Source organism: Streptomyces sp. NBC_00019 (assembly GCF_045041015.1).
Taxonomy (GTDB): domain Bacteria; phylum Actinomycetota; class Actinomycetes; order Streptomycetales; family Streptomycetaceae; genus Streptomyces.
This window is the reverse complement of the sequence record NZ_CP108302.1, coordinates 6,418,686-6,442,298: the sequence shown is the minus strand read 5'-3', so window position 1 is coordinate 6,442,298 and position 23,613 is coordinate 6,418,686. Positions and strand designations below refer to the sequence as shown.

The 23,613-nt window shown below is 71.8% G+C and carries 16 protein-coding genes and 1 riboswitch; of the genes, 6 read left to right on the top strand and 10 right to left on the bottom strand.

Going from position 1 to position 23,613, the window contains the following annotated elements; translation table 11 throughout:
• Window positions 1–175: 175 nt before the first annotated feature.
• The 7 genes from sucD to OHU89_RS30485 all read right to left on the bottom strand — a co-directional run bounded on the left by sucD (window position 176) and on the right by OHU89_RS30485 (window position 11,689).
• Window positions 176–1,060, bottom strand: a complete 885-nt coding sequence (gene sucD, locus OHU89_RS30515) for a succinate--CoA ligase subunit alpha (protein ID WP_046261564.1) — start codon at window positions 1,058–1,060, stop codon at window positions 176–178.
• A gap of 18 nt (window positions 1,061–1,078) precedes the next feature.
• Window positions 1,079–2,257, bottom strand: coding sequence for an ADP-forming succinate--CoA ligase subunit beta (sucC, locus tag OHU89_RS30510; RefSeq protein ID WP_266888871.1), 1,179 nt, complete (start codon window positions 2,255–2,257; stop codon window positions 1,079–1,081).
• Between the two features lie 466 nt (window positions 2,258–2,723).
• Complete coding sequence (locus tag OHU89_RS30505; RefSeq protein ID WP_405647564.1) at window positions 2,724–4,673, bottom strand: hypothetical protein; 1,950 nt, start codon at window positions 4,671–4,673, stop codon at window positions 2,724–2,726.
• A gap of 359 nt (window positions 4,674–5,032) precedes the next feature.
• Window positions 5,033–6,001 (bottom strand): hypothetical protein, encoded by a 969-nt coding sequence (locus OHU89_RS30500; protein ID WP_405647562.1) that lies wholly within the window; start codon window positions 5,999–6,001, stop codon window positions 5,033–5,035.
• Window positions 6,002–6,271: 270 nt separating this feature from the next.
• On the bottom strand, window positions 6,272–7,438 hold the full coding sequence (locus OHU89_RS30495) for a VWA domain-containing protein (protein ID WP_405647560.1): 1,167 nt from the start codon (window positions 7,436–7,438) through the stop codon (window positions 6,272–6,274).
• Window positions 7,439–7,748: 310 nt separating this feature from the next.
• On the bottom strand, window positions 7,749–10,223 hold the full coding sequence (locus OHU89_RS30490) for a DUF5682 family protein (protein WP_405654713.1): 2,475 nt from the start codon (window positions 10,221–10,223) through the stop codon (window positions 7,749–7,751).
• Between the two features lie 326 nt (window positions 10,224–10,549).
• Complete coding sequence (locus OHU89_RS30485; RefSeq protein WP_405647558.1) at window positions 10,550–11,689, bottom strand: AAA family ATPase; 1,140 nt, start codon at window positions 11,687–11,689, stop codon at window positions 10,550–10,552.
• 146 nt (window positions 11,690–11,835) lie between these two features.
• On the opposite strand from OHU89_RS30485, the gene OHU89_RS30480 reads away from it, so the two are divergent.
• The 3 genes from OHU89_RS30480 to OHU89_RS30470 are packed head-to-tail and all read left to right on the top strand — an operon-like array spanning window position 11,836 to window position 15,241.
• Window positions 11,836–13,182 (top strand): SWIM zinc finger family protein, encoded by a 1,347-nt coding sequence (locus tag OHU89_RS30480; protein ID WP_405647555.1) that lies wholly within the window; start codon window positions 11,836–11,838, stop codon window positions 13,180–13,182.
• Window positions 13,183–13,223: 41 nt separating this feature from the next.
• The gene (locus OHU89_RS30475) at window positions 13,224–13,622 is read left to right on the top strand and encodes a hypothetical protein (protein WP_405647554.1); all 399 of its coding nucleotides are present in this window, start codon (window positions 13,224–13,226) and stop codon (window positions 13,620–13,622) included.
• The gene (locus OHU89_RS30470) at window positions 13,619–15,241 is read left to right on the top strand and encodes a DUF5691 domain-containing protein (protein ID WP_405647552.1); all 1,623 of its coding nucleotides are present in this window, start codon (window positions 13,619–13,621) and stop codon (window positions 15,239–15,241) included. Before OHU89_RS30475 ends, OHU89_RS30470 begins: the two co-directional genes overlap by 4 nt.
• A gap of 47 nt (window positions 15,242–15,288) precedes the next feature.
• Here the strand turns inward: OHU89_RS30470 and OHU89_RS30465 are convergent, their stop codons facing one another.
• A complete protein-coding gene (locus OHU89_RS30465; protein WP_046261573.1) occupies window positions 15,289–15,705 on the bottom strand; it encodes a cobalamin B12-binding domain-containing protein in 417 nt (138 codons plus the stop codon).
• Window positions 15,706–16,289: 584 nt separating this feature from the next.
• Here OHU89_RS30465 and OHU89_RS30460 point away from each other — a divergent pair.
• Window positions 16,290–17,156, top strand: coding sequence for an esterase/lipase family protein (locus OHU89_RS30460; RefSeq protein WP_405647550.1), 867 nt, complete (start codon window positions 16,290–16,292; stop codon window positions 17,154–17,156).
• Window positions 17,157–17,381: 225 nt separating this feature from the next.
• A complete protein-coding gene (locus OHU89_RS30455; RefSeq protein WP_405654711.1) occupies window positions 17,382–18,827 on the top strand; it encodes a M23 family metallopeptidase in 1,446 nt (481 codons plus the stop codon).
• Between the two features lie 62 nt (window positions 18,828–18,889).
• Here the strand turns inward: OHU89_RS30455 and pcrA are convergent, their stop codons facing one another.
• Complete coding sequence (pcrA, locus tag OHU89_RS30450; RefSeq protein ID WP_405647548.1) at window positions 18,890–21,391, bottom strand: DNA helicase PcrA; 2,502 nt, start codon at window positions 21,389–21,391, stop codon at window positions 18,890–18,892.
• A gap of 453 nt (window positions 21,392–21,844) precedes the next feature.
• A riboswitch (cyclic di-AMP (ydaO/yuaA leader) is annotated at window positions 21,845–22,012 on the top strand.
• Window positions 22,013–22,020: 8 nt separating this feature from the next.
• Here pcrA and OHU89_RS30445 point away from each other — a divergent pair.
• Entirely contained in the window at window positions 22,021–23,175 is a 1,155-nt protein-coding gene (locus OHU89_RS30445; RefSeq protein WP_405647546.1) for an NlpC/P60 family protein, read from the top strand.
• 20 nt (window positions 23,176–23,195) lie between these two features.
• Here OHU89_RS30445 and OHU89_RS30440 read toward each other — a convergent pair whose 3' ends face one another.
• On the bottom strand, window positions 23,196–23,567 hold the full coding sequence (locus tag OHU89_RS30440) for a hypothetical protein (protein ID WP_405647544.1): 372 nt from the start codon (window positions 23,565–23,567) through the stop codon (window positions 23,196–23,198).
• Window positions 23,568–23,613 lie beyond the last annotated feature (46 nt).

Genomic DNA, 23,613 nt, shown 5'->3' with positions numbered 1-23,613 from the left:
TGGGGGCTGGTCGCGCAGTTCCCCGCGCCCCTAAAAGCGTGGGTCCAGTGCACGTACCTCAGGGCCACGACGCGCCCGCACCCGCCGCACAACCCGACCCGGCACCCCGTAACGCGTCGATGGGCCCGCCCCAACCCTCGGAGCGAGCCCATCGGACGTTCAGCCAGGTACCTGCTCAGCCGGCGAGGATCTCCCGCGCCAGCTTCGCCGTCTCGGTCGGCGTCTTGCCGACCTTGACACCCGCGGCCTCGAGGGCCTCCTTCTTCGCGGCGGCCGTGCCGGAGGAGCCGGAGACGATGGCGCCGGCGTGGCCCATGGTCTTGCCCTCGGGCGCGGTGAAGCCCGCGACGTAGCCGACGACCGGCTTCTTCACGTTCTCCGCGATGAACGCGGCCGCACGCTCCTCGGCGTCGCCACCGATCTCACCGATCATGACGATCAGGTCGGTGTCGGGGTCGGCCTCGAACGCGGCGAGCGCGTCGATGTGCGTCGTACCGATGATCGGGTCGCCACCGATGCCGACGGCGGACGAGAAGCCGATGTCACGCAGCTCGTACATCATCTGGTACGTCAGCGTGCCGGACTTCGAGACCAGACCGATGCGGCCCGGCTTGGTGATGTCGCCCGGGATGATGCCGGCGTTCGACTGGCCCGGCGTGATGAGACCGGGGCAGTTCGGGCCGATGATCCGGGTCTTGTTGCCCTGCGACACGGCGTACGCGTAGAACGCGGCCGAGTCGTGGACCGCGATGCCCTCGGTGATGACGACCGCGAGCGGGATCTCGGCGTCGATCGCCTCGACCACGGCGGCCTTGGCGAAGGCCGGCGGTACGAAGAGGACGGATACGTTCGCGCCCGTCTTCTCGATCGCCTCGGCGACCGTGCCGAAGACCGGGATCTCGTTGCCGTCGATGTCGACGGACGTGCCCGCCTTGCGCGGGTTCACGCCACCGACGATGTTCGTGCCGTCGGCCAGCATGAGCTTGGTGTGCTTCATGCCCGTGGCACCGGTCATGCCCTGGACGATGACCTTGCTGTCCTTGTTGAGGAAGATAGCCATGGCTGTTTTCCCTCGTCCTTACTTCGCAGCCGCGAGCTCGGCGGCCTTGTCGGCCGCGCCGTCCATGGTGTCCACGCGCTGGACCAGCGGGTGGTTGGCGTCGGAGAGGATCTTGCGACCCAGCTCGGCGTTGTTGCCGTCCAGACGGACGACCAGCGGCTTGGTGACTTCCTCGCCCTTGTCGGCGAGCAGCTGCAGCGCCTGGACGATGCCGTTGGCGACCTCGTCACAGGCGGTGATGCCACCGAAGACGTTGACGAACACGGACTTGACGTCCGGGTCGCCGAGGATGATCTCCAGGCCGTTCGCCATGACGGCGGCGGAGGCGCCACCGCCGATGTCGAGGAAGTTGGCCGGCTTCACGCCGCCGTGGTTCTCACCGGCGTACGCGACGACGTCCAGGGTGCTCATGACGAGCCCCGCGCCGTTGCCGATGATGCCGACCTCGCCGTCGAGCTTGACGTAGTTGAGGTTCTTCTCCTTGGCGGCGGCCTCGAGGGGGTTGGCCGCGTCCTTGTCCTGGAGGGCCTCGTGTCCCGGCTGACGGAACTCGGCGTTCTCGTCGAGGGAGACCTTGCCGTCCAGGGCGATGACGTCACCGGAGGCGACCTTGGCCAGCGGGTTGACCTCGACGAGGAGGGCGTCCTCCTCGATGAAGGTCTTCCACAGGGTGACAAGGACGTTCTCGACCTTGTCGGCGACCTCGGCCGGGAAGTTCGCGGCCTCGACGATCTGGCGGGCGACCTCGGGGGTCACACCCACGTTGGCGTCGATCGGCGTCTTGGCGACGGCCTCGGGGCGGGTCTCCGCCACCTCCTCGATCTCCATGCCGCCCTCGACGGACGCGATGGAGAGGAAGGTGCGGTTGGCGCGGTCCAGGAGGAAGGAGACGTAGTACTCCTCCAGGATCTCCGGGGCCGTCTCGGCGATCATCACCTTGTGGACCGTGTGGCCCTTGATGTCCATGCCGAGGATGTTGGTCGCGTGCTCGACCGCCTCGTCGGTGGTCGCCGCCAGCTTCACGCCGCCGGCCTTGCCGCGGCCACCGACCTTCACCTGGGCCTTGACGACGGACTTGCCACCGAGACGCTCGGTGGCTGCGCGGGCCGCCTCAGGCGTGTCGATGACTTCACCGGCCAGCACCGGTACATCGTGCTTGGCGAAGAGGTCCCTCGCCTGGTACTCGAACAGGTCCACGCGCTTCCGTCCCTATCAGTGATCTCGCGGTTCGTTGGATGCGTGGGCGTGCCGCGATGGGCAACGTGACGTCCGCCGTCTGTCACAAGGGAGGCGCACACGGTGTCCGAGCGCGCGGCATGTCCGTCTCGCAGGTTATCGCTGCTTGCAGGGGGCCCCTAAATCGAGGGTCACACCTGAGCGGTGATACCTGTCACATGATGCCGCCCTCACTGGCACGCTGTGCCAGATGTGAGGGGCCGAGGGGGTCACGGGGAAGGGCCTCACCGGGCTGGGGTTGACCCGGTGAGGCCCCTTGAGCAGCCCCTTAGGGGGCGCAGGGCGGTCGATCCCCACCCCAATGGGGACCGCTCCGCCCCGTCCGTGAGGTGTCGGCCGGACAAGCCGATGGCTTTCGGCCGTCCGGGTCCTGCGCCCTCACGGAGTCGGTCGGTCCGCCGCCCTGAGCGACGGTGGTGGGGGACGGTCAGGCGTTGTACGTGCCGCCGTACTGCTGCGCGTAGCCCGGCGTGATCGACTCGGCGACGCCCTGGACACCGGCGACGGCGTTCCCGGCGAGCGGGGTCACGCCGTCGACCGTGTGCCCGACGACGGGTGCGACACCGCCGACGACGGGCGCCACGTCACCGACGACGCCGTACGCGAAGGGGGCCACGTCACCCGTGACGCCGTACGCGAGGTTCCCGGCGCTGCTCGTGACGCCCTGCACGACGGGCTGGACGAGGCCGACGACGGGCTGCGCGACCCCCTGCGCGAAGGACTGGGCCTCCGCGGTCACGCCGTACGCCAGATCGGCGGTGTGCCCGGCCACGCCGTACGCGAGCGGCGCGACGCCACCCACGACGGGCCGGGCGTCGCCGACCACGCCGTACGCCAGCCCGTCCACGTCCGCGACGGCCTGCCCCGCGACCGGGCCCACGCCGTGCACGGCGGCATTCGCGACCGGCGGCAGCACGGCACCGGTGGCATCGACGGCGACCTGACCGACGAGACCGGTGGCGTAGGCGGGTACGTCGGTGACGACGCCGTCGACGACGGGGTGGAGGTCGGCGACCGCGCCGGTGGCGACGGGGGCGAAGCCGTGGACGGCCCCACCGGCGAGGTGGTGGACGTCGCCGACGGTGGCGGTGGCCATGGGCCGGACGCCGTGGACGGCGGTCCCGCCGGTCTGCCCCACGCCCGTGACGGCACCGGCGGCGACCGGCTGGACGTCGGCCACGACGCCGTGGGCGAGGGCGGTCGCGGCGTCGACGGTGTGGTGGGCGGTCCGCGCGACACCGGCGACCGTGCCGCCGACGACCGGGGTGACCTCGCCGACCGTGTGGCCGACGACCGGGGTGACGCCGTTGACCACGCCGTGGGCGACCGGGCTCACCCCTTCCACCGTGCCGGTGGCGACCGGGACGACACCGGCGACGGCGTGCTCGGCGGTCGGGACGACACCGGCGACCGTCTGACCGGCGACCGGGACCACCCCGTTCACGGCGGCGGTGGCCAGCGGGGGCACGGTCGCCGCGACCGTCTCGTCGACGACCGGGGTGACGGTGCCCGGAACGGCGGCCACCGTGCCGACCACCTGCTGCTGGACCCCGTCCACCGTGCCCGTGATGTGGCTCGGGACGGAGGAGACGGTGGCCCCGGCGGCCGTCGTGACGGTTCCGGCCTCGCCCTGGGCGACGGCGAGCACGTCGCCGGCGCGTCCCTCGGCCCCGGTGACCGTGGCCTGCGCGGCGCCGGTCACGCCGGTGGCGGTGCGGCCCGCGCCCGCGACGGTCTGCCGCGCCTTGGTCTGTACGACGCCGTCGACGCCCTGCGCCCGGGTACGGGCCGCCGACTGGACACCCTGGAGCTTGGTCTGGGCGCCGGCGAGGGCCCGCTCGAGCTCCGGGGCGAACGCGGCGAGGGGGCCGAAGAGGTAGTCGACCTCGTCCTGCGGGGCGGTCGCGTCGGAGACGGTGGCCCGGGCGGTGGTGACGGCCTCGTCCGCTGTGGCCTTGGCCTTCGCCTGCGCGGCCCGGGCGGCCTTCGCGCCCTGGATGGCCGCGGCGCCCTTGATCTTCGCGGCCTTGTTCGAGGTCGCGCTGGTCTGCGGGACGGTGACCTTCGCGTCCACGTACCGGCGGGCCTGCTCGGTGGTGGCGGTGCCTGCCGTGTCGGAGACCGTGTCGGTCGCCTTGGGCGTGGCCGTCGCGGCGGTGTTCTCGACCGTCGAGGTCACGCCGGAGACGGTGTCCTGCACCTCGGTGACGACGCCGTCGACCGTGCCGGTCAGGGCGTCCGTGACGTCGGTCGTCGTGTCGGACACGGACAGCGAGGAGGCGGGAAGTTCGTCAGCACTGGCCACGGAGGAGCCGAGCGCCCACGCGCCGGTGACGCCGGCGGCTATGACGATGGAGCGGCGGATGTTCTTGTTCATACGTGCGTCAGATCCTTAGATCCTGGGAGGTCCGAAGCGCCCGGGAGACCTGGGACGGACGGGCTCCTGAGCGCCGCGGGTGGGGACGAGGTCCGGCCGGGCTCGGGGACGAGGGGTCCGGGCGAGCCGCGGAACCGGGTCCGGCGGGCTTTCAGGAGGAGGTCCGTGGCGGAGCTCCGGTGCTTCGGATGGCTGGGGACACTTCCGGTGCCGGTTTCCGACCGCGATGCCCCGGGGGCGGGGTTCTGCGGTGTCGGATGCGGCTTCGACGGTTTCCGTCCGGTGTTCCAAAGGAGGTCCGGACGACGGGCAGACCTGTTCCGCCCCCGCGCGGCAGGTCTACGGCGGGGGGTCCTGCCCTATGCCGGAGAAACCGGAATGTCCCGGTGCCGGTCCCGGGTCTCGAACGCCTCGGCACACACAGCGGCACCGGCCACGAGCCGCACCGCTGTCCGGTGGTTCAGGGACACGGCGTGCGCGTCCCCGTGCCGCGACGAACCGCTGTCCGCCGTCGCCCGGTTGCCCAGCGCACCGCTCTGGTCGTCGCCGGGCGTCTGCTGCGGTACGGGGTCGTGGGCGCCCTGCACGGCACGGTGCCCGTCGGTCTTCGACGCCGCACCCGTCGTTGCCGAACCGGCGACGGACGGCGGACCGTAGACGGCGGCCGTGGCCGCTGCCTTGCCGGAGCGCTTTCCGGAGGCGTCGCCCTGGGGCGAGTCGGCCACCGGGGACTTCGGCTGCGGTGTCGTCGCCGGCGGTGTCTGGTCCGGGAGCGTCTGACCCGGGAGCGCGGGCAGGTCCGGCAGGGTCGGCAGCTCCGGAAGGCCAGGCAGGCCGGGCTGCTCGGTCGCGGGCAGGGACGGCAGGCTCGGCAGTGGCGGCATCTGCGCCTCTGCCTCGGCCAGTTGCCCGGTCACCGTGTCCACCAGGTCGCCGACCGGCTGAAGGACCTTGCCGTCCACGACACCGACGACGTGCTCGGTCACCGGGCGGAGGACCTTGTCGTCGACCGACGTCGGGTCGGCCGACGTCGGGAGGGCGTCCGTCCGGGGTGCCGTGTGATGGACCTCGGCTTCGGCCGACGGCTTCGCCAACCGCCCCACCGCGCCGCTCGTCAACGACCGGACGCCGTCCACCGGATCCGCCGGAACGGCCCCGGATGTCGCCGTCGTCGTCGGTATGCCCTCCGCCGCGCTCGCCTGTCCCCCGCAGAGGAACCCGAGCGCGAACAACCCGCCCACCAGCAGCGCCACTTGCAGCGCACGCCGCCCGACCGCCGTGCGCAGGCTGCGCAGAGCGGCACCGGGCAGTGCGGCCGGCCAGGTCAAGAGGGTGGTCCTCCCGTGCGGCGGAACGAATCACGCGTGACGAGCGACGAAGTCGGTGCGACGCGGTACGGACGAGCGGTGCGCGACGCACCGCTGACGAGGCACCGATACTCGCACGGCAGTGCGGAGGTTACGCAAGCCCCCCGTTACCGATGCGACTCATGTCCGTTTTGCTGTCTCAATTCGGATGTCGCTGGGTCGACAAATCACCACCGATTCGCTGTTGTTCCTCTCGCTTCCGGCCCCGGCTCGTTCCCCCGTCGTGCACCGTCATGCCGTGTCCGGGATGGGGATCGGCCGCTTCTCGATCGCCGCCGCCATCACCTCCGGGAACAGATCGGGGGTACAGGCGAAGGCCGGTGCGCCCAGCGCGGCGAGCGCGGCCGCGTGCTCCCTGTCGTACGCGGGAGCCCCTTCGTCGGACAGCGCGAGCAGCGTCACGAACTGCACCCCCGACGCCTTCATCGCCGCCACCCGCTTCAGCATCTCGTTCCGTATGCCGCCCTCGTACAGGTCGCTGATCAGCACGACCACCGTCTCGGCGGGCCGGGTGATCTGCGACTGGCAGTACGCGAGCGCCCGGTTGATGTCCGTGCCGCCGCCGAGCTGGGTGCCGAACAGGACGTCGACCGGATCGTCGAGCTGGTCGGTGAGGTCGACCACCGCGGTGTCGAAGACCACGAGCCGGGTGTTGATGGACCGCATGGAGGCGAGCACCGCCCCGAACACGGACGCGTAGACGACCGACGCCGCCATCGACCCCGACTGGTCGATGCAGAGGATGACCTCCTTCTTCACCGACTGCGACGCCCGCCCGTACCCGATGAGCCGCTCCGGCACGATCGTCCGGTACTCCGGCAGGTAGTGCTTGAGGTTCGCCGCGATCGTGCGGTTCCAGTCGATGTCGTGGTGGCGGGGCCGGCTGATACGGGCGTTGCGGTCGAGGGCGCCGGTGAGGGTCGCCCGAGTGCGCGTGGCGAGCCGCTTCTCGAGATCCTCGACGACCTTGCGGACCACGGCCCGTGCCGTCTCCTTCGTCGTCTCCGGCATCGCCTTGTTGAGCGAGAGCAACGTGCCGACGAGATGCACATCGGCCTCCACCGCCTCCAGCATCTCCGGCTCGAGCAGCAGGGTGGCGAGACCGAGCCGCTCGATCGCGTCACGCTGCATCACCTGCACGACGGAGGACGGGAAGTACGTCCGGATGTCCCCCAGCCACCGCGCCACGGACGGCGCCGAAGCCCCCAGCCCCGCGGAACGCTCCCGCCCCGACTGCCCCTGCCTGTCCCCCTTCCCGTACAGCGCGCCGAGCGCCCCGTCCATCGCCGCATCCCGCCCACCGAGCGCACACCCCGTCCCGTCGGCGGCGTCACCCCCGAGCACCAGCCGCCAACGCCGCAGCCGCTCCTGCGCCGGGTCCACCATGTCGACCGTCATCCGGACACCCCCACGAGAGGCTTCGTCAGCGGTCGCGCCGCCGCGGACCGCGTCGCGGAAGGCAGCCCCGTCGCGGACTTCCCTGTCGCGGGCCGCGTCGCCGAAGGAGAGCCTGCTGCGGGCTGCGCTGCCGGAGCAGGCGCCGCAGTCACAAGCCGTGCCGTCGCAGGCCCTGCCGTCCGGGGCCGTGCCCAGAGTGGGATCACTCTCACGGTCGCCGTCGGGGCATCTGTCGCCAGGGACCCTTGCCCGTCGCTGAGGACGTCCGTCGCCTCCGCGGGCCTCCTCGGCTCGCCCGGCCCGTCGGTCGTCATCGCCCCACCCCCACAAGGTCGTTGTCGTCGGCGCCCACGGGGTCGCCGCCCGCGGGGTCGCCGTCCAGCCCCAGCAGCAGCCGCACCACCGGCAGCACCGCGTCCGCACGCGCCGTATCGAGATCGGCCGCGAAACCGGGCATGCCGGCGCCGCCGCCCGCCACGCTCCCCCGCTCGCCCGGCCCCCGCCGGACCAGCTCGCCGAGCGTCCGCCGCACCCCCGGCTCGTACGCCGAGAAGGTCCGCCGCAGCAGCGGCAGCACATCCGTGAACGCCTCCGCCGGCACGCCGGTCAGCCAGGCGTCGACCAGCCCGAGCAACCGCTCGTCGTGCACGAGCAGCATTCCGCCCCCGGCACCGCCGCCGACGAATCCCTCGATCCACGCGGCCGCGTCCGCCGGCGGCGTCCCCGGCGACAGCACGAGCCCCATGAGCCGGGCCGCCTCGTCCTGCCCCAACTCCCCGTCGTCCAGCAACAACCGCACGGCCCGTCCCCGGATGACACCGGGCACGGTGTCCCGGCCCGAGAGCACTCGCAGCACGGACCGCCAGCGGGGGCGAAGGTCGCGGTGGGGTGAGTCGGGGGCTCCGCGCAGGGGGTTCTCCACGGGCGGCACGGCGGCATGCGCGGGGGCACTGCCGTCGGGCGTCCCCGCCGCCAGCACATCCCCCAGCAGCCCGACCGCCCCGTGCACCGCGTCCACATGCCGCCGCATCTCCTCGGCCGCGTCCGCGTCGAGCGCGGCGCAAGCCGGGGGAAGGCCGACGAAGACCCGTTCGGCGAGGCCCGCGGCGACCTCTGTCAGGGCGTGGGTGTCCGTGCCGCGCACGTCGCCGTAGCGCAGGGAGCGGACCAGGGCGGGCAGGGCCTGGGCGAGGTGGCCGACGTCGGCGTCGAGCGCGGCGCGGTCGGCGAGTACCTGCATCACCACCGGGAGCGCTTCCGGCAGTTCGGCCAGGAGGCAGCGCTCGGCGAGTGCGGTGACATCGGCAAGGCTCTGCGCGGTGACGGCGTCCGCCTGCGCCTTGGCGGTCGCCGCGGCGAGCACGGTCGTCCCCCACACACCGGCCTCCGCGACCCGCACGGACAGCTCGGGCTCCCACCGCAGCCGCCACGTCTCCCGGAACGTCCCCGTACTCCCCCGCGACACCACCGGCTCGCCCCACCCGACGCGCAGCAGCCGCAGCCGGTGCAGCAGCCTGCTGCGCCCCGCGTCGGTCTCCTTGCGCAGGTCGAGCTCCAACTCCCGCTCCAGCGCCTCCGGCTTGAGCCGCAGCCGACGCTGCGTCCGGTCGAGATCCCGCTGCAACGGCACCGCGGGCGCCGCCTGCGGCACCTCCCCCAGCACGTCCCCCACGACCAGCCGATCGTGCACCAGCGACAGCGGTACGTCCGAGCCCTCGCACATCACCGCCCGCACCGCGTCGGTCGTCTCGCTCAGCCCCGCCAGCGGGCGGCCGCGCATCGCCGCGAGCGTCTGCGCGAGCCGCACCGCCTCGATGACATGGGCCGGCGAGACGATCCGGTCCTCCTCCCGCAGCAGCCCCGCCACCTTGGTCATCCACCGCTCCACCGGACGGTCCGCCGCGCCGAACAGATGCCCGTACCAACCCGGCGAGTCGACACCGGCCCCGTATCCACTGACCCGGGCCAGCCGCCGATACGTCCACGGCACCCACGTCATGTCCGCCTTGACCTTGGGCAGCCCCTTCACCAGTGCCCGGTCGGCGGCGACGGCCGTCCTCTCCCGCAGCGCGGGCACGTGCCACGCCCCGCACACCACGACCACCCCGCCCCCGAACTCCCGCTGAGCCGCCCGCACTTGGAGCCGCATATACGCCTCCCGCACGAGATCCCGCTCATGGCCCCCACTCCCGTACACCTCCCGCAACGCCCCCATGGCCTCCTCCACCACGACGAACGGCGCGAACACATCCCCGGCACCGGCCCCCTGGTGCTCGACGACGTCCTCCCACCACCGCTCGGGGTCGTCGTAACCGGCGGTTTCGGCGAGCACGGCGAGGGGGTCGATCCGGAGTTCGGTGTGGGTGATCTCCGGATCGGGGACACCGTCACCCGCCTCCGCCCGGGAGTCGGGAGCCGTTCCGGAGCCGGGAGGGTCGGCCGTCTCCCCCACTGCCTCGTCGGCCCGACCCTCCTCCCACGCCAACGAGTGCGTCGCAGGCAAGTCGATGAACCTCGCCGGGACTTCGTGCTCCAGAGCCCAGCGGATCGCCACCCACTCCGGGGAGAACTCGGCGAGCGGCCAGAACGCCGAGCGGCCCGGCTCGTCGACGGCGTGGGCGAGGAGAGCGACCGGCGGCCGCATGTCCTCCTCGGCGGCCAGCGGGATCAGGGCGTCGGCCTCCGGCGGGCCCTCGATCAGAACGACCCGCGGCCGGGCCGCCTCCAGCGCCGCCCGCACGGCCCGCGCGGAACCCGGCCCGTGATGCCGGACACCGAGCAGCAGCGGCTCCTTGCCAACGGCTGCCCCGCCCCCATCACCCGCGACTGCCCCGCTCCCGGCGTATGCGGCCGGCTCGCTCCCGTCGCTCACGGCCGCCCCACTCCCGTCCCTCTCACTTCCTGTCACACCGTCCCCCTCCCCTCCAGAACCACCGACCACCGATCACCGGCCACCAGGCCCTGACCGCCGCCGCACCACACCCCCGACGCCCCCGCACGCCATGAACACCGAGCCACCCGACCCCTGACTCCCGCCCGAGCCTCCCGATCCCCCGGAGCCGCCCGAGCCCTGGCCTCCACCGGGGCGGCCCCACCCCAGGTCGTCCCCGCTCACGCACTCACCTCCCGACAGGCGCGGTAGAAGTCCTTCCAGTCGTCGCGTTCCCGGACGACCGCCTCCAGGTACTCCTGCCAGATGACACGGTCGGCCGCCGGATCTCGGACCACGGCGCCGAGGATGCCCGCGGCGACGTCGCCGGCCCGGAGCACGCCGTCGCCGAAGTGGGCAGCGAGGGCAAGCCCGTTGGTGACGACGGAGATCGCCTCCGCCGTCGACAGCGTGCCGCTGGGCGACTTGACCTTCGTACGGCCGTCGGACGTGATCCCGTCGCGCAGTTCGCGGAAGACGGTCACCACCCGGCGGATCTCGTCGACCCCCTCGGGTACGGCCGGCAGGTCTAGGGAGCGGCCGATCTGGTCGACGCGCCGCGAGACGATGTCGACCTCGGCCTCGACGCTGTCCGGCAGCGGCAGCACGACCGTGTTGAAACGGCGGCGCAGGGCGCTGGAGAGGTCGTTGACCCCGCGGTCCCGGTCGTTGGCCGTGGCGATGAGGTTGAAGCCGCGGACGGCCTGCACCTCCTGCCCCAACTCCGGTATCGGCAGCGTCTTCTCGGAGAGGATCGTGATGAGCGTGTCCTGCACGTCGGCGGGGATGCGCGTCAGCTCCTCCACCCGTGCCGTCATCCCCTCCGCCATGGCCCGCATCACCGGGCTGGACACCAGCGCGTCACGGCTGGGGCCGTTGGCGAGCAGCTGCGCGTAGTTCCAGCCGTACCGGATCGCCTCCTCCGGTGTGCCGGCCGTGCCCTGCACCAGCAGGGTCGAGTCGCCGCTGACCGCCGCGGCCAGGTGCTCGGACACCCAGGTCTTCGCGGTGCCGGGCACGCCGAGCAGAAGCAGGGCGCGGTCGGTGGCGAGTGTGGTGACGGCGACCTCGACGAGGCGGCGCGGCCCCACGTACTTCGGTGTGATCACCGTGCCGTCGGGAAGCGTGCCGCCGAGCAGGTACGTCGCCACCGCCCACGGGGACAGCTTCCAGCGGGCGGGGCGCGGGCGGTCGTCCTGGGCTGCCAGCGCGGTGAGTTCGGCGGCGAAGGCGTCCTCGGCGTGCGGACGCAACTCCTCGGTCGGCTCGTTCTCAGGTGATGCGGATGCTTCGACGGACATCGCGTCCACGGACACAGACATGGCTGAGAGCCCCCTCCAGCTCGGCCGGTTCGGATCTGGCACCCACGTTGCACCACGCCACTGACAACACGATCTGACCTGCGAGAACGTGCAGGCGAGGGCGCTCGCCGGACCGATTGTCAGTGGTGGGATCTACCTTCGATGACATGACTCAGCAGGGGGTGCGCTGGAGCGCGGACCAGGTGCTGGCACTGGCGCCTGACGCCGCATCACGCAAAGCGGGAAGCAAACTCGGGGCGGCGGGGCCGTGGTCCGAGGCGGGGAGTTCCGACGAGGGGACGGTGTGGGGGCAGTGCAAGGGCAGTGGCAGCAAGCCGTATCAGACGGTCATCGACATCGCGGACGTGTCCGGGCCGGCGTACAAGTGCAGTTGTCCGAGCCGCAAGTTCCCGTGCAAACACGCTCTCGGGCTGCTGCTGCTCTGGGCGGGCGAGGACGGCGCGGTGCCGCGGGGGGAGGCGCCGGACTGGGCGGAGCAGTGGCTGGAGGCGAGAAGGAAGCGGGCGGAGGAGAAGAAGGACGCGGCGACCGCCAGTGGCAGTGGTGATCCGGAGGCGGCCAGGCGCAGGGCGGAGCGCCGGGCCACGCTGGTCACCGCGGGGGCGACGGAGCTGGAGCAGCGTCTCGCGGATCTGCTGCGCGGCGGGCTCGCCGGCGCGGAGCAGGCGGGGTACGGGATGTGGGAGGAGACCGCGGCCCGCATGGTCGATGCCCAGGCGCCCGGACTCGCTGCCCGGGTGCGGGAGTTGGGGGCGATTCCGGCGTCCGGTCCCGGCTGGCCGGTGCGGCTGCTGGAGGAGTGCGCCCTCCTCCACCTTCTGGACCAGGGCTGGCTGCGGCGCGAGGGGCTGCCCGAGGGTCTGGCGGCGACGGTCCGTTCCCGTATCGGTCTCCCCGCCCCGGCGGACGGGCCGGCGGTGCGGGACCGCTGGCTGGTGCTCGCCCAGTACGACACGGCGGACGCCCGGCTGACGACCCGCCGGATCTGGCTGCACGGCGCCGAGTCCGGGCGCATGGCCCTGCTCCTGTCCTTCGGCGCCGCCGGCCGCGCCCCCGAACTGGCCCTGCCGGTCGGCCTGGTGCTGGAGGCGGAGGTGTCCGCGTACCCGGGTGCCGGGCAGGTGCGGGCGGCGCTGGGCGGACAGTTCGCGCCGCCGGCGCCCTCGGCGATACGCCCGCCGGGGACGACCACGGCCCGGGCGGCAGCCCATTACGGCGAGGCGCTGCGCGACGACCCGTGGCTGGACTCGGTCCCGGTGACGCTCGACCGGGTCGTCCCGACCCCGGACGGCGACACGTGGCAACTGGCGGACGCCGACGGCGACACGGCTCTGCCGCTCACCCCCACCGCCCGCTCCCGCCCGGGCCTGTGGCGCCTGGTCGCCCTCTCGGGCGGCGCCCCGGTCAAGGTCTTCGGCGAGTGCGGCCACCGCGGCTTCACCCCGCTGACGGCCTGGCCCGAGGGGGCGGGCGAGGGGGTGGCGCTGTACTGAGCCGGCCGGAGCATGGGGCGCGCTGCCGCACAGCCGCCCAGGTGCTCCAGGTGCTCCAGGTGCTCCAGGCCGAGCGTGCGGCGGCCCCCGAGGCGCCCGCACCGAGCCGCGTGGCGCACCCGCGCCGACGCGACGCGACAGACGTACGCGATCACCGACACCACAAGCACAGCACCACCGACGCCGATTCCATCCGCACCGACCTCGGAGGACATACGGACACCAACGTCCACGCCACGCGCGCCAGCCGCACGGCACACACGGACTCGGACGACAACACCCACGTCACCCGCGGCCATCGCACGGCCCACACCGGCACCGTCACCAGGGCCCGCACCTGCGCCGGCGTCCCCTCCCGATCTCACTCCCGCACCACCAGGCACACCCACCGCCCCACCTCCCCCACACGCCACGGCACTCCACGGAAAGGACCCGCATGAACAGCACGTCCACACCTGTGGATTCACCCGCCCAGGACGTCTGGGAGGAACTCGTCACCACCGCCCTGCTCGGGACCGATCGGCGCACCCCACCGGGCGCGGCGCCCGGCCGGGCGGCACCCGTCGCCCTGCTGGACGCGGCGGCGACGCAGACCGTACGGCGGCGGGCCGGGCTGCGGCCCGCCCCGGCGGCGGCGCGGCCGGAACCGGCGCCCGCGGATCCCCGCCCCGGCGTGCCCGGCGCCGCGGCCCGCAGGCTCTCGATGCTGCTGGCCGACCGTCCGGGCACGGGCGGCGGAGGTCGCCGCGGCACGGCCCCGGACCTCATGGAACTGCTGCCCCAGTGGCTCGCGACGGCGAACGCCCGCGGTTTCGCGGCACCCCCCGAGGTGCTGCCGGCGCTGCTGGACGCGGCCCGGGGACGTACGGACCTGCGGCCGGCGGCGCTGGCGTTCGCGGGGCCGCGTGCCGTGTGGCTGGCCCGGCTGAACCCGGAGTGGCGGTTCGCCCTGCGCGCGGCACCGGGCGGGGACCCGGCGCTGCCGCACCCGCGGGACACGGACCGGGTCCGGCAGCTGTGGCAGGAGGGCCTGTTCGCGGAGCGGGTCGCGCTGCTCGCCGCGATCCGCGCCCGTGAGCCCGCCGCAGCACGGGAGCTGCTGGCGAAGACGTGGGCGACGGAGCGGGCCGAGGACCGTCTGATGTTCCTCGACTCGCTGCGGACGGGTCTCGGCGCCGACGACGAGCCGTTCCTGGAGCAGGCGCTGGCCGACCGGAGCCGTAACGTCCGGGCGACCGCCGCCGAGTTGCTGTCCGCCCTGCCGGGCTCCGCGCTCGCCGCGCGGATGGCGGTCAGGGCGACGGCGTGTGTGGCCATGGACCGTACGCGGGAGACGCCGACGATCACCGTCGAGGCGCCGTTCGAGTGCGACGCGAGCATGGAGCGGGACGGTGTAGTACTCAAGGCTCCGGCGGGACGGGGTGAACGGTCGTGGTGGTTCGGCCAGTTGGTGGAGGCGGCACCGCTGCGGACGTGGGCGGCGCGGCTCGGTGGGCGTTCGCCGCAGGAGATCGTGGCGCTGCCGGTGACGGACGACTGGCGGTCCGAGCTGCACGCGGCGTGGTGCCGGGCGGCCGTACGGCAGCGGGACGCGGCCTGGGCGCGTGCGCTGCTGGGAGCACCCGGGGCGCCCGAGGCCGGGGGTCCCGGGGCGGTGTCCCTGGCCGAGCGCGCCAAGCTGCTCGGCACGCTGGGCTCCGCCGAGCGGGCCGACTGGGTGGCCGGGTTCATCTCGGCGCACGGATTGTCGGAGGCGTTTCAGCTGCTCGGGGGGTGTGCGGTGCCGTGGGCGGGGCCGCTCGGTCGGGCTGTGGTGGACGCGCTCAACATCGCGCGGGACGCGGGGAGTTACCCATGGAGTTTCAGTGGAGTGATGGGGCTGGCGGAGCGGTGTCTCGATCCGTCCGAGGCGGGGCGGCTCGACGGGCTGCTGGCGGTGCCGGACGAGTCGGAGGATGCGAGCCCCGGGGCCGGTGGGTACTGGGCGGAGGCGTTCCAGCGGCTGGTGACGACGTTGCGGTTGCGGGCGGCGATGGCGCAGGAGTTGGGGTCGGTCTGACGGAGCGGGCCGGCGTCGGCCACGCCGGCCCGCTGTCTCGGAGCGGCCTATGCCCCGGCCGGCTGCTGCACGTTGGCCCGGACCCAGTCCACGATCGCCTGTGTGGTCGCCCCGGGGGTGAAGATCTCCGCGACCCCCTTCTCCTTCAGCGGGGCGATGTCCGCCTCGGGAATGATCCCGCCGCCGAAGACGAGGATGTCCGCCGCGTCCCGCTCCTTGAGCAGATCGATGACGGCGGCGAACAGCGTGTTGTGGGCGCCGGAGAGGATGGAGAGGCCGATCGCGTCGGCGTCCTCCTGGATCGCGGTGTCGACGATCTGCTCGGGCGTCTGGTGGAGCCCGGTGTAGATGACCTCCATACCGGCGTCGCGCAGCGCCCGCGCGATCACCTTGGCCCCGCGATCGTGGCCGTCGAGTCCCGGCTTGGCCACCACGACGCGGATAGGACCGGCTGCCACACCCATCACTGCCTCCATGAAGCGACTACATCCATCCGTACCGACAAGTACCGAACATGCCATGTATGCCACCGCCGCGGCGCCCATACGGCACGGACGTCCTCACACCACCTTGTGCGAGGAAGTGAACGAACGTTATCTCCACCATCCCGTAACCGGCAGTTTCGCGGCGGAGACCGAGGGGGAAATCACACGGTGGGACACGTTCGCCGCGCACCGTTCCGAGTCTTTGCGGCACACGGGCCGCAGCGGTACGCGGCTCTCGTACCGCAGCGGGAGCAAGCGCAACGGGAGCCGCAACGAGGTCGCCGTGCCACCGCGCCGCGGGCCGCGCGCCGTGGCGGTGCGGCGTGCCGACGGTGGCACGAAGGGCACGTAGGGCAGGTAAGGCACGACAGCGGGGAGCCTCGTCGCCACACCGGCAGGGAGCCTCGTCAGGTCATCGGCGCAGCACCACGCTCCACTCGCGCCGCTCGCCGCGCTCGCCCCACGCGCCCTCCTCATGCCTCCTCGGTCGCCTCCGCCGCGGCCTCCCACGAGGGCACACGGGGGACGGAGCTGTCTTCACGTGTGCCGACAGGAGGTCGGCCATGAAGGTCACCAGGGCAGCGGCGCCCTTTCTTCCGCTCTGCCAGCGGCTGCTCCCGAGCAGAATTGCGGGCCTGTCCGTGGCTCTCCTGAAGGCGACAGCCCTGGAGATCGCGATCCTCGCCGGACACCTCCTCCTCTATCCCTCCGGTCTCCTGCAGGAGCGCCGGGCGCCGGCCGCCCCGCTCCCTTCCCCGGACGGCCCCGCCCAGCTGCCGACGGAGGCCAAACCGCCGGTCGTCCTGCTGCACGGCTTCATCGACAACCGCTCGGTCTTCGTCCTGCTGCGCCGCAGCCTCCTCCAGCACGGCCACCGCCAGGTCGAGTCGCTCAACTACTCCCCGCTGACGTGCGACATCCGCACCGCGGCCGAGCTGCTCGGCCGGCACATAGCGGAGATCTGCGAGCGCACGGGCAGCAGGCAGGTCGATGTCGTCGGGCACAGCCTGGGCGGACTGATAGCGCGGTATTACGTACAGTGCCTCGGCGGTGACCTGCGGGTGCGCACCCTGGTCACACTCGGTACCCCGCATTCCGGGACCCGGGTGGTGCCGCTGGCGGACGCGCACCCGATCGTGCGGCAGATGCGCCCCGGCTCGGACGTGCTCGAGGAGCTGACCCGGCCCGCACCCGGCTGCCGTACGCAGTTCGTGAGCTTCTGGAGCGACCTCGACCATCTGATGGACCCGCTGGAGACCGCCTGCATCGACCATCCCGACCTGATGGCGCAGAACGTCCAGGTGAGCGGGATCGGCCATCTCGCCCTCCCTGTGCACCCGGCCGTCGCGACCGGGATACGACAGGCCCTCGACACCCCGCCGACAGGAGTCACGGCCGCAGCCGATGCCGGCGGTCTCACAGTGGCGTGACAGCCACAGGACAGCCGTCCAACATCGAACAATCTTCGAACACAAGGCCAAACTCGCGTCCGCAGTCCCCCGAAACACGGCCGAATGCCCGTTTCCTGAAGGCGCGAAACCCGTTGAAGATTGTCGCGCCCGCATACCGGCGGGTACAGTCACCGCACTGCTCTGGCAGCCCCTGTTGTCGAGGCGAAAGAGAAGTTGGTGAACGATCCGTACCCGTCGGGGACCATGACCACCCCGACTCCCGCTTCCGATGCCTCGGCGCACTACGCGTCGTACGGCACGCAGGAAGCTCAGTACGGTGACCACGCCACTTACGGTTATGACACGGGCGCCCACACCACCGCGCACTTCGACGCGGACCCCCTGTTCGGCAGTCTCCCCGGTGAGAACACCGGGTCGTACGACGCCAACCAGTGGGCCACGGACAGTCATCAGACCCTGAACTACGACGCGTACGCGGCCCAGCACCACGCCGCCTACGACACCGGCGCGTACGACACGACGGCCTGGACCGGCGAGCACCAGCAGCTCTCCGTGATCCCCCCGCAGGCCGGCTCTCCCGACGCGAGCGGCTGGGGGTCCCCCCTCTGGGGGAGGGACGCCAACGCCTGGCTCCAGCCCGACCAGTCCGGGGGCACCGCCGACCAGACCCAGCACTGGGAATGGGGCACGCAGGCCTTCGACACCGGCGCGTACGACGCCACGCAGTGGAACTCCGACGGCACCACACCGGCCCACGAGGAGCCCGTCGACCACCAGTCGACAGCGATGTTCGAGCAGGTCGCGTACGAAGAACCGGCCGCGCACGACGCCGAGTTGAGCGCCACCGGCGAGCTGCCCGCCCTCTCCGAGGACGACGTCGCCCCGCTCCTCGACGATCAGGAGGACGCCGCCCCCGCCCCGGGCTCACGCATGGCCGCCCGTAACGCGGGCCGTTCCCGCCGCCGTACGCCCCCCAAGCGCTCCGCACTGATGAAGATCGCCGTGCCCTCCGCATGCGTCATGGGTGTCACCGGGATCGCCGCCGCCTCCGTCGGTGGCCTGAGCGACGACAAGAACACCTCGACGACCGCGTCCGACGCGACGACCAAGTCCGTCAAGCCGTCCGCCGCGAACAACAAGTTGGACACCCAGCTCGCGAGCCTCTCCGCGGGTGCCGACGACTTCGCCGACCGGGCCAGCCGTACGCAGGAGCGCATCGACCTCAAGGCCCAGCAGGTGGCCGAGAAGAAGAAGGCGGCGGAAGAGGCGGCCCGCAAGGAGCGGCTGCGTCCCAAGTTCGCGCTCCCGGTGGCTCAGCACGGCCTCAGCGCCTACTACGGCCAGGCCGGCGTCAACTGGATGTCCGTGCACACCGGCATCGACTTCCCGGTCTCGTACGGCACGACGGTGATGGCCGCGACCGACGGCATCGTGCGGACGCAGTGGAACAGCGCCTACGGCAACATGATGATCGTGACCGCGAAGGACGGCACGGAGACGTGGTACTGCCACCTCTCCAGCTACCGCGTCGCCTCCGGTACGACGGTCAAGGCCGGCGACCCGATCGCGTACTCCGGCAACTCCGGCAACTCCACAGGACCGCACCTGCACTTCGAGGTGCGCCCGGCCGGCGGCTCGGCGATCGACCCGCTTCCGTGGCTGCGCAGCCACGGGCTGGACCCGACGTAAGCGACAACTTCCCTGAGAGCCCCCGCACTTCACAGCAGCGGGGGCTCACTCATGGAACAGCCTTACAGCTTCTCCACCGGCGCGTAGCGCAGCAGCAGCCGCTTCGGCTTGGTGTCACCGAAGTCGACCGTGGCCTCGGTGTTCGCGCCCGTGCCCTTCACCGATGTCACCGTGCCGAGCCCGAACTGGTCGTGCGTGACCCGATCCCCGACGGCCAGCGAGACGACCGGCTTGTCGGAGGCGCGGTTCGTGGCGAAGCCGGACGCGCCCCTCGCCGAGGAACGGGAGCGGGACGAGGACAGGGAGGCGGCCACCCCCGACGCGGGGCCGGAGGAGACCGGCGCGGTGGCACCCGTCCGCTTCCAGTCCACGTGCTGCTCCGGGATCTCCGACAGGAAGCGCGAGGGCGGGTTGTACGAAGGCTGCCCCCACGCGCTGCGCAGCGCCGACCGCGTCAGATACAGCCGTTCCCGCGCGCGCGTGATGCCGACGTACGCCAGGCGCCGCTCCTCCTCCAGCTCCTTGGTCTGGCCGAGGGAGCGCATGTGCGGGAAGACGCCGTCCTCCATGCCGGTCAGGAAGACGACCGGGAACTCGAGTCCCTTGGCGGTGTGCAGGGTCATCAGGGTGATGACGCCGGAGCCGTCCTCGTCCTCGTCGGGGATCTGGTCGGAGTCGGCGACCAGCGCGACCCGCTCAAGGAACGCGGCGAGACCGACCGGAGCCGCCGCCTCACCTTCCGCGGCTTCCCCGGACTCCTGCTCGAACTCCAGGGCCACGGCGGCGAGTTCCTGGAGGTTCTCGATCCGGGTCTCGTCCTGCGGGTCGGTGGAGGCCTGCAACTCGGCGAGATAGCCGGTGCGTTCGAGCACCGCCTCCAGGACGGTCGCCGGGCCCGCGCCGGACTCGACGATCGTACGGAGCTCCTCCATCAGCGCGTTGAACCGCTTCACGGCGTTCGTCGACCGCGCGGCCATGCCGTACGCCTCGTCGACCCGCTTCAGCGCCTGCGGGAAGCTGATCTTCTCGCGCTGGGACAGGGCGTCGATCATCGCCTCGGCGCGCTCACCGATGCCGCGCTTGGGGACGTTGAGGATGCGGCGCAGCGGCACCGAGTCCTCGGGGTTGGCGAGGACACGCAGGTAGGCCAGGACGTCCCGGACCTCCTTGCGCTCGTAGAAGCGGACGCCGCCGACGACCTTGTAGGGCAGGCCGACGCGGATGAAGATCTCTTCGAAGACCCGGGACTGGGCGTTGGTCCGGTAGAAGACGGCGACGTCGCCGGCCTTCGCGTCGCCCGAGTCCGTCAGTCGGTCTATCTCCTCGGCGACGAACTGCGCCTCGTCGTGCTCGGTGTCGGCGACATAGCCGGTGATGCGCGCGCCCGCGCCCGCGTTGGTCCACAGGTTCTTGGGGCGGCGGGACTCGTTGCGCTCGATGACCGCGTTGGCGGCGGACAGGATCGTCTGTGTGGAGCGGTAGTTCTGCTCCAGCAGGATCGTCGTCGCGTTCGGGTAGTCCTCCTCGAACTGGAGGATGTTGCGGATCGTCGCGCCGCGGAAGGCGTAGATCGACTGGTCGGCGTCACCCACGACACACAGTTCGGCGGGCGGGAGGTCGAACTCGGCCGGGGGTACGTCGACGGGGTGCTCGTTCGTCCCCACCAGCTCGCGGACCAGCGCGTACTGGGCATGGTTGGTGTCCTGGTACTCGTCGACGAGGACATGCCGGAAGCGGCGGTGGTAGTGCTCGGCGACGTCCGGGAAGGCGCGCAGCAGATTGACCGTGGTCATGATCAGGTCGTCGAAGTCGAGCGCGTTGGCTTCCCGCAACCGCGACTGGTACATCGCGTAGGCCTGGGCGAGGGTCTTCTCGAAGCCGTCGGTGGCCTGGGCGGCGAAGTCCTCCTCGTCGATCAGCTCGTTCTTGAGGTTGCTGATCTTGGCACTGAAGGACTTGGGCGGGAAGCGCTTGGGGTCGAGGTCGAGGTCACGGCAGACCAGGGCCATCAGACGCTTGGAGTCGGCCGCGTCGTAGATCGAGAACGACGACGTGAAGCCGAGCTTCTTGGATTCCCTCCGCAGGATCCGCACGCACGCGCTGTGGAACGTCATCACCCACATCGCGTTCGCCCGCGGGCCGACGAGCTGCTCGACGCGCTCCTTCATCTCGCCCGCGGCCTTGTTGGTGAAGGTGATCGCGAGGATCTGGCCCGGGTGGACGTTGCGCTCGGCCAGCAGGTAGGCGATGCGGTGGGTGAGCACCCGCGTCTTGCCGGATCCGGCGCCGGCCACGATGAGCAGCGGGGTGTCGGAGTGGACGACGGCCGCGCGCTGGTTCTCGTTGAGCCCGTCGATGAGCGCGGCCGCGTCCAGGACCGGGCGCGGGGCGCCGTCGCGGTAGTACGCGTCCCGGTCCGGCGGCACGTCGAACCGGCCGCCGAACAGGTCGTCCGGAACGGGTTCCGGTACGTGCTCGTCCTCGGGCGGCGGCGGGGGCTCTTCCTCGCGGCCCTTAGGGGCTTGGAGGTCCGCCAGGAAACTGTCGTCAAAGAGGCTGCTCATCGCTCTCCGAGTCTAGGGCTCCCCACTGACACCCCGCCGCCGCCCTGAGAACATGGGCTCTTTTCGGCGGCGGCCGCGGAGGCCGCCTCAGAATCCGAGGATCTTCCGGACCTGGCCACCAGGGACCTCCTCACCCTCCGCCACCGTTCTGTCACGATCCGCGACCGGCCAGGTGGAGACGTACAACTTGCCGTCACACGGGTCGACGACCACGCCCGAGCTTGCCGAGGCACTTCCTGCCGTCGCGGCCGGAAGCGGGCGGACGTCACCACTTCGCACAAAATGCGTATAAGTCATTGCAGATCACTCCGTACTCACCACCGCGAGCACCGTCCTGACCTAAGGTCACGAAAATGTATCGGGCCTATCGGACATCAACCTTCACAGGGGCCACACCCGTTGGCTACCGTGCCGGAAGGCCGTACGACCCCCACCGGCGAACGTCGCCGGGCCGCGCGGCCTCCGCCGAATCCGGAGCGCCGCCGCGCACCCGGAACCGGGGACCCACCGAACTTGGGGTGAATCGGCCGACTCCCGTACCGGGAACGGCCGTAGGGCAACCCTTCCGAACCACCCGCCCGAACCCGACAGCTAACTCGGTAGGCGGAGCATGGAAGGAGTCGCCGACCTTGGCGTCGCACCGTAAGTCGCCTCCCCCGGGTACGCGCGTAGCCGGCATACGCACACCCGCTCTCGCCACGGCCGCCCTCACCTCCGTGGCCCTGCTCTCCCAGACGGCCACCGCCGCGCCCTCGACCGATGACAAGCCGAGCATCGAGGAAGTCGAGAAGAAGGTCGACGACCTCTACCGCCAGGCGGAGTCGGCGACCGAGAAGTACAACTCGGCCAAGGAGAAGACCTCCAAGCAGCGCAAGGAGGTCGACACCCTCCTCGACGACGTCGCCCAGCGCACCCAGAAGCTCAACGAGGCCCGCGAGGAGCTCGGCACCTTCGCCGCGGCCCAGTACCGCACCGGCGCCTCCGCGCCCGACACCGCGACCTTCCTGCTCGCGGACTCCCCGCAGGACTACTTCGACCAGACGCAGCTGATGGGCCGTATGACGTCCCGCCAGAAGGACGCGGTCGACGACTACGTCTCCGAGCAGTCCGCGACGATGAAGAAGCGCCAGGAGGCCACCGACAGCCTCGAGACGCTCTCCGATTCGCAGAGCGACCTGAAGACCGCCAAGGCGACCGTCCAGCGGAAGCTGTCCGCCGCGCGCGAGCTGCTGTCTCAGCTGACCGCCGAGGAGAAGGCGCGCCTCGCGGCGATCGAGAAGAAGAAGCAGGAGGAGGCCGCCCGCAAGGCCGCCGAGCTGGCGGAGCAGCAGGCGGCCGAGCAGAAGGCGGCGGAGGAAGCAGCCGCGGCCGAGGAGTCGGCGAGCAGCTCGTCGTCGTCCTCGGAGGCCTCGGACTCCTCGTACGCCACGAAGGCCGAGAAGGCCCTCGCCTTCGCCCGCTCACAGGTCGGCAAGCCGTACGTCTGGGGCGCCACCGGCCCCGACTCCTACGACTGCTCCGGCCTCACCCAGGCCGCCTGGAACGCCGCCGGCATCTCCCTCCCTCGCACCACCTACGACCAGGTGAACGCCGGCACCACGGTCACCCTCGCCAACGCCCAGCCCGGCGACCTCGTCTTCTTCTACGACGATGTCACCCACGTCGGCATCTATATCGGCAACGGCAAGATGATCCACGCGCCGAAGCCGGGGGCGTACGTGCGCGAGGAGTCCATCTACTACGACGGTGAGTCGGCTATCCACAGCGTGGTGCGGCCGGCCTGACGCGCGGCAGGGCCCTGGCGTCAGTGACCTCCCCGGTTCTCGACACAGGGCCCTTCGCCGGGCTGGGGCTCGGCGTAGACGCCGTGCACCTCGCCGGTCAGCTCGTCCTTCGTCACCCGTCCGGAGACACACACGACGCCCGTGTAGACGGCGTAGTACCCGTTCCCGACGAAGACCCCGTGCTTCTCACCGCACCCGACACGCTCCAGCGCCGCCTCGACCCGTTCGTCACCGAAGACACCGAACTCCCCCGACCCGCCCTCCTTCCGGACCTTCGCCAGCTCCGCGAGGATCAGCTCGGCCGACGCCTGCCCACTGGCCTGCTGCTCCGCACTCAAGGGCGCCCGCATGCGGTACGCGTGGTTGTCGGCGTAGTTGGGGGGAGCGTCCACAGGTCCGTCCTGCTGTCCTCCGGCCGTGTTCGAGGCGGAGGGTGAG